The sequence below is a fragment of the Yersinia frederiksenii ATCC 33641 genome (genome assembly GCF_000754805.1).
GTDB classification, from domain to species: domain Bacteria; phylum Pseudomonadota; class Gammaproteobacteria; order Enterobacterales; family Enterobacteriaceae; genus Yersinia; species Yersinia frederiksenii.
The window spans coordinates 244,674-256,195 of record NZ_KN150731.1 but is presented as its reverse complement, the minus strand read 5'-3'; the positions used below and the strand labels follow the sequence as shown (position 1 = coordinate 256,195).

Sequence of the window (11,522 nt, the reverse complement as noted above, 5' to 3'; positions counted from 1 at the left end):
TATGGCCGGTAGTGAAAAACAGAGGTTTTCCGTGTCAACAGCAAACAACAATCAACAACCACCAAACACCGATCAGCCCGAAAACATCAGCATGAATGCTTTCAAACAGCCGAAAGCGTTTTATCTGATCTTTTCTATAGAGCTTTGGGAACGTTTTGGTTATTACGGCCTGCAAGGGATCATGGCCGTTTATCTGGTAAAAATGCTTGGGATGAGCGAAGCCGACTCCATCACGTTATTCTCTTCCTTCAGCGCACTGGTATATGGCTTTGTTGCCATCGGTGGTTGGTTAGGTGATAAGGTTCTCGGCGCGAAACGTGTCATCGTGCTCGGTGCACTGACACTGGCAGTGGGCTATGCCATGATCGCCTACTCCGGCCATGATATTTTCTGGGTTTATCTGGGCATGGCGACTATTGCTGTTGGTAATGGTTTATTTAAAGCCAACCCATCCTCCCTGCTCTCAACCTGCTATAACAAAGACGACCCACGTTTGGACGGTGCATTCACTATGTACTATATGTCCGTCAACATCGGTTCGTTCTTCTCTATGCTAGCGACACCTTGGTTAGCGGCTAAATATGGTTGGAACGTTGCATTTTCTCTGAGTGTAGTAGGGATGCTGATCACGCTGGTGAATTTCTGGTTCTGCCGTAAATGGGTGAAAAACCAAGGTTCTAAACCTGACTTTGCCCCATTGCAGATTAAAAAATTACTGATGGTTCTGGTTGGCGTTGTCGCACTGGTTACCCTCTCCAGCTGGTTGTTGCATAACCAAATTGTGGCACGCTGGGCACTGGCGCTAGTTTCTCTGGGCATTATCTTTATCTTTGCTAAAGAGACATTTTCTCTGCACGGAACGGCCCGCCGCCGAATGATTGTGGCATTCCTATTGATGCTGGAAGCGGTGGTGTTCTTTGTGCTGTATAGCCAAATGCCAACTTCACTGAACTTCTTTGCTATTCACAACGTTGAGCATTCAATCTTTGGCATAGCTTTTGAACCTGAACAATATCAGGCATTGAATCCATTCTGGATTATGGTTGCCAGCCCAATATTGGCCGCTATCTATAATAAAATGGGCGATCGCCTACCCATGCCACATAAGTTTGCTTTCGGCATGGTGCTTTGTTCTGCGGCATTCCTGGTCTTGCCATGGGGCGCAAGTTTCGCGAACGAGCACGGTATTGTCTCCGTTAACTGGCTGATTCTGAGCTATGCACTGCAAAGTATCGGTGAGCTGATGATTTCTGGTCTGGGTCTGGCGATGGTTGCACAGCTGGTTCCGCAGCGCTTGATGGGCTTCATCATGGGGTCATGGTTCCTGACCACTGCAGCGGCCGCACTGATCGCCGGTAAAGTGGCAGCATTGACTGCCGTACCAAGTGATATCACCGACGCCCATGCATCACTGGCTATCTACAGCCACGTGTTTATGCAGATTGGTATTGTAACCGCCATCATCGCCATATTGATGATGCTGACTGCGCCAAAACTGTATCGCATGACATTGGCACCGAGTGACAGCAAAAAAAATACCTCGGTAGCAACGGCGTAATTATCTGACTGACGAGAGCGCCCCTCCGGGGGTGCTTTTTTATTTTTACTCTTGCCGGCGACGTTCCTACGCCAAACTGGAAATTTCCATCCCCCCGTCTAATATTTCCTAAACACTACCCCTACTCAATCCTTTAAGTGACAACTATCCATTTAGAAAATACATTTGGTCTATAACACGATCTTTTACTCACCTCTGAGGGTATCTATGAAGACCGCATTTCTTAGCAAAACAAAACTCCGCAAAACATTACTGTCGCTGTCAATTATTGGGGCCAGTACTCTGGCCCTCAGCCTCCCGACGATCAGTACCGCCGCAGTGCCCGCCCAGCAGCAAACACAGGTTCCCGGCTACTACCGAATGGCATTAGGTGATTTTGAAGTCACGGCTGTCTATGACGGCTATATAAAACTGGGCACTAATCTACTGAAAGATATCAGCGAAAAAGATATCCAGACGCTGCTCTCCAGTATGTTCATTGATAGCACTAACGGCGTGCAGACGGCGGTAAATGCTTTTGTGATTAACACTGGAACCCACTTGGTGTTAGTGGATGCTGGCGCAGCGCAGTGCTTCGGGCCAACACTGGGGGTTGTCGTAGATAATATTCGTGCCGCCGGTTATCAGCCGGAACAAATTGATACCGTGCTACTGACCCATCTGCACCCCGATCATGCTTGTGGCATCAATAATCAAGGTAAAGCGGTATTCCCTAACGCCACGGTGTATGTGTCAAAAGAGGATGCTGACTTCTGGCTGAATAAAGACATCGCCAGTAAAGCACCACCAGAACACCGCCCGATGTTTGAAAAGTCAATGGAGTCGGTCGCTCCTTATCAGGCAAATGATAAGTTAAAAATATACACGGCGGGTGAAACCCTCTTACCGGGCGTCAACGTGGTGCCCACTCCGGGCCATACGCCGGGCCACACCTCATACCTTTTCTCCTCAAAAGGTGACAACTTGTTGGTTTGGGGGGATATCGTGCACAGCCATTCCATCCAATTCGCGCATCCGAATATCTCTTTAGAGTTTGATTCTGATAGCAAACAGGCTATTGCAACTCGTAAAGCCATCTTTGCTGAGGCTGCTAAAGATAAGTTATGGGTAGCTGGAGCTCATCTTCCGTTCCCAGGACTCGGCCATGTCCGGGCGAATAAAGTGGGGTACACTTGGGTGCCAGTGGAATACAGCCCATTGATTGAGAAAAAATAAGGCCATACTGCTTAACCCACTGATGTTAAAAACCGCCATTTATCGGCGGTTTTTTTCAGTCTGACTATTAGCCACTCAGTTATCTGACCATACCGCTAACTGATAGCCATCCGGATCAGTAAATTGGAAACGCCGCCCACCAGGAAAAGCAAAAATAGGGACCACAATTGCGGCTCCTGCAGCTTCCAGACGTTTTTGTGTCTGTTCTAAATTATCGGCATACAGAATAATTAACGGCCCACCATTAGGCTGAACCGCACTTAAGGTTGTAAAACCCCCTTTCAACCGACCATCAGTAAATTCACAATAATCCGGCCCATAATCGGTAAATTGCCATTTAAAAACAGTGCCATAAAAACTTTTCGACCGGGCAATATCACTGACAGCAAATTCTATGTTGTCGATCCGACTATCATTTCCCTGAATACCCATTAGCTGCTCCTATAGTTAATCGCTTAATAATGCATCTATCTTATGTTTTTAGACTATTGATGTCTGCCACCCTCTTCGATTTCAACGTGAACGGCATCACACTATTAGTGTGCAAAAAACGAACTATACTGTTGTTAGGTCGTGTGGCGTTAACCCCCATCCTCTCGCGCTATGAGGATGATATTTGTCTGTTATTCGCGGCCGGTAGCGGGCAAGGAGGTGACTTATGATCAACCATGTATGGGGGCTTCTGACCCATCCCAGTCAGGAATTGCAGCAAATCAAGCATGAGGGTGAAAGTGTCCAACACCTGTATGCTCATCACGTCCTATTGATGGCAGCCATTCCGGTGATTTGCGCGTTTATCGGCACCACTCAAGTAGGCTGGAGTTTCGGTGATGGCCAGAGCATAAAACTGACACCCCTTACCGCACTCTATTCCGCCATTATTTTCTATGTTTTGATCCTGGCCGCCGTCGCCCTGATGGGCCGCGTGATTTACTGGATGGCGCGCCGCTATACAAGCCGCCCCAGTTGGCAAAGTTGTACCCTGTTCGCCGGTTATGCCGCAACACCGATGTTTTTAGCCGGTGTAGTGGCCCTCTACCCCATGATTTGGCTGTGTTTGTTGGTCGGGATTGTGGCACTTTGCTATGCAGGTTATCTGATGTACCTGGGGATCCCAACTTTCTTGAATATTGACCGACAAGAGGGATTTATCTTCTCCGGCTCCACCTTTGCCATTGGCGTTTTAGTATTAGAGTTACTCCTTGGCCTAACCGTTTTGCTGTGGGGCTACGGTTCTCGATTGCTCTAGCCAATATGGCTTTGCACTCGCTATTTCTTCACTCCTCGTCTTGCTGGTTCTACCCCGTTTTGCGAAATTCTTCGTAAAGCGGGGGCTTTATTCCCTATTTGAAACCGTTAACAGGCTTTTATCGTAATTAATGTCGCCTGGATCGCAATCTCTTACATCCCCGTACAGCATAAGGTTGTACACTGTGTAGGACTGATGCAAACAAGGCAAAAAAAATGAAAAAGCTGACATTAAAAGAAATGACCGAAAGTGAGCAACGTGACGTCAAAACGCAACTCGATAAAGCCAGGATCAATTTAGGAAGGGCATTAACCAATTCAGAGCAAAATAAAGTTAAAGACGAAGCAATAGAAAAAATCATGAACGCCAGAGAACAAATCGCCAAATTAACCCGCGTCGAAAGAAAAACCAAAAAAACAGCACCGAGCACTACCACTTTTAGCTGGTCTGCATCAATCAGCACCCGTCCACCACGGTAATTAAACTCCACTGACAGAAAATAACTGTCATGGAAGACCTACAGCGGGGAAATACTCTCCGCTGCGGGGCACTTTATTTCTTACACCACACTAATTTCTATCCCCTCGCTTATTTCCCGCACAATTATATTACATCGCTAGCTGCATTTTTCTCTCGTCTGTCTTAGGATTAAGGAAGCTTTTTTCTTTCAGTGCTCTATTAAGGAGTTTGTGATGAAATTGTTCTATAAACCCGGTGCCTGTTCTTTATCTCCACATATCGTATTACGTGAAGCAGGATTGGATTTTAGTATTGAAAGCGTCGATCTGGCGACCAAAAAGACTGAAACGGGTGAAGACTATTTACGCATCAATCCCAAAGGACAGGTTCCCGCGCTGCTGCTAGATGATGGTAGCCTGCTCACTGAAGGTGTGGCTATCGTGCAATATTTAGCAGATAAAGTACCCGATCGCCATCTGATTGCACCATCAGGCACCCTTTCCCGCTACCACGCCATTGAGTGGTTAAATTTCGTGGCGACTGAATTACATAAAGGTTTCAGCCCACTGTTTAACGCCAAAACACCTGAAGAGTATAAAGTGATTGCCCGTGAGCGGCTGGATAAGCAATTCAGTTATGTTGATAGCGTATTAGCGCAGCATGATTATCTGTTAGGCAAAAAATTCAGTGTCGCTGACGCTTATCTCTTTACCGTTACCCGCTGGGCCAATGCATTGAAGCTTGAAATTGCACAACGCAGCCATCTAGACAAATTTATGGCGCGAGTCGCTGAGCGCCCAGCAGTAAAAGCAGCATTAGCCGCAGAAGACGCAAAGAAATAAGATATGAGATTAATAGCAGCGCCCTCTTTAAGGGGGCGCTTGATATAAATGGCAGCTTAATTCACTAAGTCACTGGAGTGAGTAAACACAGCGAGCAACACTGCAACTTCACATACGAAGGGGATTGGCGGTAAATTGGCAGGATGGATTAACAATCGCATCCTGTGCTGCAACCACCTGAAGTTCATACTCACCCATCGCCTGAGTTTTCAGCATCACTTCATATACTGCCGCCGTCACATGCTCAAGTGCCTTATCCAGTGGCTCGCCTTTAAGCAGATTGACCAACAATAAACCACTGGTCAAATCACCGACACCCACCGGCTGACGTGCACCAAAGTCTACCAGCGGGCGGCTAATGTGCCATGCTTCATCAGGGGTAACCAGGAGCATTTCAAAGCAATCGGCATGATACCCCGCACGGCTCAGGTGCTTAACCAAGACAACTTTTGGCCCTTTAGCACAAAGTTCGCGGGCAACCTTAACCGCCTGCTCAACATTTTCTACCCGCACACCACTAAGTTGCTCTAGCTCAAGCAGATTGGGGGCAATAATGTCACTGGCGGGTAATGCCTCTTTGCAGAAGAACTCGGCTACACCGGGAGCAACAATACAGCCTTTCTCAGGGTGCCCCATCACAGGGTCGCAGAAATACCAGGCTGCTGGATTGGCCTGTTTGACTCGCGCCACTGCTGCCAGAATATGACCGCCTTGTTCTGGGGAACCAATATAACCACTCAGTACCGCATCACAATCTTTCAGCCGATCAATATCGGCAATGCCTTGTACAATTTCAGTCAGGTGATTGGCGGGCATCACACATCCGGTCCAGTGACCATATTGCGTATGATTGGAAAACTGGACAGTATTCAGTGGCCAGACATTAACCCCCATCCGGCGCATAGGAAACTCAGCAGCGCTATTCCCTGCATGGCCAAAAACAACGTGTGATTGAATCGAAAGTATATTTTTCATGGTACGGCCTAAAGTTAAGGGCGCTTAAAAAAATAAGGGACATTTCTGCCCCTTATCTTAATTCATTCTTATAACCAGCTAATCAGGCAATAATGTTTTTTGCCACGGCGCAATAAGGTATAACGGCCGAATAGGCGATCAGCATCAGTGAAAGTATATTCTGGGTCTGACTGCTTCTCACCATTAATGGCAACAGCATTAGAGTTAATCATGGTGCGCGCCTGACCGCGGGATGGCACCAGCTCGGCATTCACCAGTGCTTGTTGCAAATCTGCATCGCGACTCAGCTCAATGGTCGGCATACCATCTTGTGCCAGCTGGGCAAAATCAGCCTCGGTCATGTCATGCAGGTTGCCTGAGAACAAGCTATCCGTAATACGCTTGGCCGCCGCCAGACCTTCAGCGCCATGGACCATGCCGGTCACATTTTCGGCCAGCACATACTGCGCCCGTGGTGCTTTACCACTGTTTTTGTCTTCTTCTTCCAGCGCATTAATCTCTTCCATGCTCATGAAAGTAAAGAATTTCAGGAAGCGATAAACGTCAGCATCCGCAGTATTTATCCAGAACTGGTAGAATTTGTAAGGGCTGGTTTTCTTCGGATCAAGCCATACCGCACCACCTTCAGTCTTACCGAATTTGGTGCCATCCGCTTTGGTGATCAGCGGCACGGTCAGGCCATAAACCTGCTGCTGGTGAAGGCGGCGAGTCAAGTCGATACCAGAGGTAATGTTACCCCACTGGTCCGAGCCACCGATTTGCAGTGCAACACCGTAAGCTTTGTTCAAGCAGGCGAAATCGTATGCTTGCAACAGATTGTATGAAAACTCGGTGAATGAAATACCGCTGTCATCGCGGTTCAAGCGCTGTTTCACCGCTTCTTTATTAATCATCTGATTAACAGAGAAGTGCTTGCCAATATCACGCAAGAACGTCAGCACATTCATGCCACCAAACCAGTCATAGTTATTGGCGGCAATCGCACTGTTTTCACCGCAATCAAAATCCAGGAATGGCGAAACCTGTCGGCGGATTTTTTCGACCCACTCATTCACGGTATCTTCGGTATTGAGCTTACGTTCGTTGGCTTTAAAGCTGGGATCGCCAATCATGCCGGTAGCACCGCCAACCAAGGCCACCGGGCGATGCCCTGCCAGTTGGAAACGCTTTAGGCATAACAATGGAACCAGATGGCCCAAATGCAAGCTGTCTGCGGTAGGATCGAAACCGCAATACAGTGAAATTGGCCCTTGCGCCAGTCTCTCTGCTAACGCGTCTTCATCCGTAACCTGGGCAACGAGGCCCCGCTCTTGCAATTGTTTAATCAGGTTGCTGCTGGTCATCAACGACTCCATTGTCTTTTACGAAACATTGCCTGCTACAAAAATTCTCTGTGACAAACATTGTCTGGTACAAAAATTGTATTTTACGAGAGGTGCTCAAGGAAGGTATAGAATAAAGCGCCCGTCCCGCGAGCGCTAGGTTTAACCACAATTATTTCATCATTCTCAAGGGGCTAAACGGTCAATTTTCCATGCATCTGCATCCCGCTGATAAATAAAGCGGTCATGCAGACGATGTTCGCCGCCTTGCCAAAACTCGACAGAATCGAACTTAACGCGAAACCCACCCCAAAAACTGGGCAGAGGGACTTCACCGTGCTGGAATTTTTGTTTTAGCTCGAGAAATTTACTTTCCAGCACTCCACGGGCTGAAATCCGTGAAGATTGCTGGGATACCCAAGCACCAATCTGGCTATCTTTCGGGCGGGAGCTGAAGTATTTCAGCACTTCGAGGGGGGTAAGCCGTTCAGCTTTGCCAAGGAAAATGACTTGTCGGTCCAACATATGCCAAGGGAATAACAAGCTGATATGTGGATTTTCAGCTAGTTGCTGCGCTTTGCGGCTACCTAAATTGGTGTAAAACACCATACCTTGATCATCATAATGCTTGAGTAGCACAATGCGCTGATAAGGCTGACCATTAGCATCAACGGTTGCCACACACATGGCGGTTGGGTCGGGCAGCCGGGCATCACAGGCCTGTTTTAGCCAGCGCTCAAATAATTCCAATGGATTTTCGGTTAAATCGCTACGGCGTAGACCACCACGAATATATTCACGGCGCAAATCTGCAACATCAAATTCATTATTGTCAGTCATATAAACTCTATAACGCGCAGGAAAGCAGTGATTATCATTCTGCCCTTGCAGCAACAGAATCACAATCACCCTGAACTGACAATAGCCCGATTACTTGATCAAAACACAATCATTGATAATGACTTTATCGCCACGCTCAACAAAAGCACTGTTTCCTTTCGACCAGAAAGTGTAATGCCCATCACTGTATTTGCTGCCAGATGCGGCACGGACTTGCGGCAACGTCAACTGTGCACCGTCTAAAACAAAACTGACCTTATCTTGCTTATTGTCCTGCATTACCGTCAGCTTGGTCGTTCCGCATTGATAATGCAAAGTTTCGTTCTTCGGTTGTACCAAGCTACATCCCGCCAGCGCCATTACCGCTGTTATACAAAGAAAGCGTTTCATTATGATGTCGTCCTTATTGAGTGAATAAGCTGCCTTAATCTATGGCAGCTTAGCACTGTCATCGTGACGATACAGGATAGACTGCTCCTAAAATGGTCTCGCAACTCGCGCCAGTCACTGAGGGTAAATTGCCCGATTTACCTGATAAAGTGCGAAATGCCAGCCAGGCGAAGGCTAATGCTTCCATATCATCGCCACTAACACCGAAATCATCCGTCACACACACTTCAGTACCTGGTAGCAAAGCCGACATCCGCGCCATCACCAGCGGGTTACGCGCGCCGCCGCCGCAGACCAACAGACGATCACAGCCCCCAGCCAGTTGAACCTGCTCTGCTATTGATAGCGCAGTTAACTCAGCCAGCGTCGCCTGGATATCTTCAGGTTTTATTCCTGGAATTTTAGCCAATTGCTTATCCAGCCATCCCGCATTGAAATACTCACGCCCGGTACTTTTCGGGGCCGGTAACGCAAAATAGGGGTCACTGTACATAAGCTCAAGCAGTGATTGATTGACCTGCCCTTGCTGCGCCCAAGCGGCATCTTTGTCATAAGGGAGGGAACGGTTGCGCCAAATCCAGGCATCCAGCAACATATTTCCTGGGCCGGTGTCAAAGCCACGCACCGGTAAATCAGGTAGCAGCATCGATAAATTCGCGATGCCGCCAATGTTCAATACCATGCGCCGTTCAGTGGGGTGGGCTAATAATGCATGGTGGAAGGCCGGGACTAAAGGCGCACCCTGCCCGCCATAAGCCATATCACGGCGGCGGAAATCCCCAACGGTGGCAATGTGGGTCATCGCTGCGATGCGGTTATTATCCCCTAATTGCATCGTAAAAGCGGGCTCCCCCAACGGTTCATGCCACACGGTTTGCCCATGGCAGCCAATCGCTGTGATGTCCTGCGCCGTCAACCCCTCTTTGGCCAACAAACCCAGTACCGCCTCAGCAAATAATATCCCCAATTCGGCATCGAGCTTACCGACCGCCGATAAGGTGGTCGACTGGCCCTGACACATGCCAAGAATGTCTTTCTTCAATTGCACTGGCATTGGATGGCTGTAGCTGGCCTGCTGAGCCACCATGCGTTGGTCAATAGCAGCCAGCACGACATCAATCCCATCCAGACTGGTTCCTGACATCACTCCAATAAAACGGCCTGATTTCATAGCAATGACCTTATTTCCCCTCAAGGGATAAAATAGCAACAAGACTTTCCGTGAACCACGTCGGAATAGTAAAATTAACACCATGAAAAGATATACTTTTTTAAGTGTATACCGCCATAGGGGCATGTCTTAAAGTATGCTTTTTATTTGTAGGAAAGGTCACATAAAAGTCATTAGTTCTTACGCTTTCATTTATTGGAGTGATATTTCTTTCTTTAAGAAAGTTAAACTGCCGTTTAATATTGGTTGAAGTATAAACCGCTAAGCTGCGGCCCATTGAAGTGGTAAAAGATTAAGCACGCAGTCGGAAATCAGTTAAGTAGTGAAATAAACATTGGGGTAAGCCATACTTTGTTCAAATACTAGGCCGTCAATGGACTGGATTTGAATATCCCCGGCATACTAAACCCGTAATACGGTTATGCATTTTTAATAGGAGTTTTTATGATCAAGCCATTAATCGCCGTTGCTATTGCCGCAGTCACTCTGACCGGTTGTGCTAACAACAGCACGCTGTCTGGCGATGTATTCAGCGCCTCACAAGCGAAACAAGTACAAACGGTGACTTACGGCACATTGCTCTCTGTTCGTCCGGTGACTATTCAGGGCGGCGATGATAACAATGTTATGGGCGCTATCGGTGGTGCCGTATTAGGTGGTTTCCTTGGGAATACTGTCGGTGGTGGTACGGGTCGCAGTCTGGCAACCGCAGCGGGTGCCGTGGCCGGTGGTATGGCAGGACAAGGTGTTCAGGGTGCAATGAACCGCACTGACGGTGTACAGCTTGAAGTTCGTAAAGATGATGGCACGACCATTCTGGTGGTTCAGAAACAAGGTCCAACCCGCTTTAGCGTTGGTCAGCGCGTCATGCTCGCCAGCAGTGGTAGTACTGTGACTGTTAGCCCACGCTAATCCCCCTTCTGGTCATTCCTAAATAAAAGCCAGGGCTAGTTGTAAGCCCTGGCTTGTTTTTTAAACAAAAATATATTTCTGCTGTGAATAGAAGTCTAACGCTTTATTATTACTTGCTTTGTAGTTGAATAATGTTTCTTTCGAGTTTATCAATCAAACCAGACAGCAATTCAATTTCATCGGGTGAAATTCCCCCAAGAATTTCTTTACGGGTGGAACATATGACTCCATCAACCTGCTCTATTATCGGTGAAGACTGTTCCGTCAGTTTTATCCTCTTTGCACGTCGGTCATTTGCGCAGGTATGCCGTGTGATTAAACCTTTCTCCTCCAATTGATCTAAGGTTCTAACCAATGATGGTTGTTCGATACCAATCGCTTTTGCCAGTTGAATCTGTGATTGCTCAGGTGGTAAACGATTAATGTTATGCAAGGTAACCCAATGCGTTTGGGTCAGCTCCAACGGTTTCAACCGATGGTCAATAAGTGCGCGCCAGACGCGAACTAATCGTGCTAAATCAGATCCTAATGTCGATTCCAATTGCCCCTCCTTTTATTTAGCGTGCTAGCATAACTACCAGAGTCCCGT

13 protein-coding genes are annotated in these 11,522 nt (G+C 47.6%); 6 read left to right on the top strand and 7 right to left on the bottom strand.

The window, feature by feature from the left end; translation table 11 throughout:
• Nucleotides 1-31: 31 nt before the first annotated feature.
• Together dtpA and DJ58_RS20135 are read left to right on the top strand one after the other, a co-directional pair.
• On the top strand, nucleotides 32-1,558 hold the full coding sequence (gene dtpA / locus DJ58_RS20130; RefSeq protein ID WP_004706629.1) for a dipeptide/tripeptide permease DtpA: 1,527 nt from the start codon (nucleotides 32-34) through the stop codon (nucleotides 1,556-1,558).
• Nucleotides 1,559-1,765: 207 nt separating this feature from the next.
• Nucleotides 1,766-2,773 (top strand): MBL fold metallo-hydrolase, encoded by a 1,008-nt coding sequence (locus DJ58_RS20135; protein WP_004706628.1) that lies wholly within the window; start codon nucleotides 1,766-1,768, stop codon nucleotides 2,771-2,773.
• Nucleotides 2,774-2,848: 75 nt separating this feature from the next.
• Here DJ58_RS20135 and DJ58_RS20140 read toward each other — a convergent pair whose 3' ends face one another.
• On the bottom strand, nucleotides 2,849-3,205 hold the full coding sequence (locus DJ58_RS20140; RefSeq protein WP_004706627.1) for a VOC family protein: 357 nt from the start codon (nucleotides 3,203-3,205) through the stop codon (nucleotides 2,849-2,851).
• Nucleotides 3,206-3,431: 226 nt separating this feature from the next.
• Between DJ58_RS20140 and DJ58_RS20145 the strand changes: the two genes are divergently transcribed.
• From DJ58_RS20145 to gstA, 3 genes are all read left to right on the top strand, one after another.
• Complete coding sequence (locus DJ58_RS20145; protein ID WP_004706626.1) at nucleotides 3,432-4,022, top strand: Yip1 family protein; 591 nt, start codon at nucleotides 3,432-3,434, stop codon at nucleotides 4,020-4,022.
• Nucleotides 4,023-4,237: 215 nt separating this feature from the next.
• Nucleotides 4,238-4,501: a YjbD family protein gene (locus tag DJ58_RS20150; protein ID WP_004706625.1), complete on the top strand. Its 264-nt coding sequence runs from the start codon at nucleotides 4,238-4,240 to the stop codon at nucleotides 4,499-4,501.
• A 213-nt stretch (nucleotides 4,502-4,714) separates the two neighbouring features.
• The gene (gstA, locus tag DJ58_RS20155; RefSeq protein WP_004706624.1) at nucleotides 4,715-5,323 is read left to right on the top strand and encodes a glutathione transferase GstA; all 609 of its coding nucleotides are present in this window, start codon (nucleotides 4,715-4,717) and stop codon (nucleotides 5,321-5,323) included.
• Between the two features lie 108 nt (nucleotides 5,324-5,431).
• On the opposite strand, the gene pdxY is transcribed toward gstA, so the two are convergent.
• The 5 genes from pdxY to anmK form a co-directional block, all read right to left on the bottom strand.
• Nucleotides 5,432-6,298, bottom strand: coding sequence for a pyridoxal kinase PdxY (gene pdxY, locus DJ58_RS20160; RefSeq protein WP_004706623.1), 867 nt, complete (start codon nucleotides 6,296-6,298; stop codon nucleotides 5,432-5,434).
• Nucleotides 6,299-6,366: 68 nt separating this feature from the next.
• The gene (gene tyrS / locus DJ58_RS20165; RefSeq protein ID WP_032910188.1) at nucleotides 6,367-7,641 is read right to left on the bottom strand and encodes a tyrosine--tRNA ligase; all 1,275 of its coding nucleotides are present in this window, start codon (nucleotides 7,639-7,641) and stop codon (nucleotides 6,367-6,369) included.
• A gap of 165 nt (nucleotides 7,642-7,806) precedes the next feature.
• Nucleotides 7,807-8,460, bottom strand: a complete 654-nt coding sequence (gene pdxH / locus DJ58_RS20170; protein WP_032913287.1) for a pyridoxamine 5'-phosphate oxidase — start codon at nucleotides 8,458-8,460, stop codon at nucleotides 7,807-7,809.
• 90 nt (nucleotides 8,461-8,550) lie between these two features.
• Entirely contained in the window at nucleotides 8,551-8,850 is a 300-nt protein-coding gene (locus DJ58_RS20175; protein WP_032910187.1) for an MliC family protein, read from the bottom strand.
• Between the two features lie 58 nt (nucleotides 8,851-8,908).
• A complete protein-coding gene (gene anmK, locus DJ58_RS20180; protein WP_004706619.1) occupies nucleotides 8,909-10,021 on the bottom strand; it encodes an anhydro-N-acetylmuramic acid kinase in 1,113 nt (370 codons plus the stop codon).
• Nucleotides 10,022-10,465: 444 nt separating this feature from the next.
• Here anmK and DJ58_RS20185 point away from each other — a divergent pair, with 444 nt between their 5' ends.
• Nucleotides 10,466-10,933, top strand: coding sequence for an outer membrane lipoprotein (locus DJ58_RS20185; protein ID WP_004706618.1), 468 nt, complete (start codon nucleotides 10,466-10,468; stop codon nucleotides 10,931-10,933).
• A 109-nt stretch (nucleotides 10,934-11,042) separates the two neighbouring features.
• Here the strand turns inward: DJ58_RS20185 and rovA are convergent, their stop codons facing one another.
• Nucleotides 11,043-11,474, bottom strand: a complete 432-nt coding sequence (gene rovA, locus DJ58_RS20190) for a virulence master transcriptional regulator RovA (protein WP_004706617.1) — start codon at nucleotides 11,472-11,474, stop codon at nucleotides 11,043-11,045.
• Between the last annotated feature and the right edge of the window lie 48 nt (nucleotides 11,475-11,522).

Bases quoted from the DNA above. Each gene is read 5' to 3' on its own strand.
- DJ58_RS20135 (WP_004706628.1), top strand. From the start codon at position 1,766: ATGAAGACCGCATTTCTTAGCAAAACAAAACTCCGCAAAACATTACTG.
- DJ58_RS20140 (WP_004706627.1), bottom strand. From the start codon at position 3,205: ATGGGTATTCAGGGAAATGATAGTCGGATCGACAACATAGAATTTGCT.
- DJ58_RS20145 (WP_004706626.1), top strand. From the start codon at position 3,432: ATGATCAACCATGTATGGGGGCTTCTGACCCATCCCAGTCAGGAATTG.
- DJ58_RS20150 (WP_004706625.1), top strand. From the start codon at position 4,238: ATGAAAAAGCTGACATTAAAAGAAATGACCGAAAGTGAGCAACGTGAC.
- gstA (WP_004706624.1), top strand. From the start codon at position 4,715: ATGAAATTGTTCTATAAACCCGGTGCCTGTTCTTTATCTCCACATATC.
- pdxY (WP_004706623.1), bottom strand. From the start codon at position 6,298: ATGAAAAATATACTTTCGATTCAATCACACGTTGTTTTTGGCCATGCA.
- tyrS (WP_032910188.1), bottom strand. From the start codon at position 7,641: ATGACCAGCAGCAACCTGATTAAACAATTGCAAGAGCGGGGCCTCGTT.
- pdxH (WP_032913287.1), bottom strand. From the start codon at position 8,460: ATGACTGACAATAATGAATTTGATGTTGCAGATTTGCGCCGTGAATAT.
- DJ58_RS20175 (WP_032910187.1), bottom strand. From the start codon at position 8,850: ATGAAACGCTTTCTTTGTATAACAGCGGTAATGGCGCTGGCGGGATGT.
- anmK (WP_004706619.1), bottom strand. From the start codon at position 10,021: ATGAAATCAGGCCGTTTTATTGGAGTGATGTCAGGAACCAGTCTGGAT.
- DJ58_RS20185 (WP_004706618.1), top strand. From the start codon at position 10,466: ATGATCAAGCCATTAATCGCCGTTGCTATTGCCGCAGTCACTCTGACC.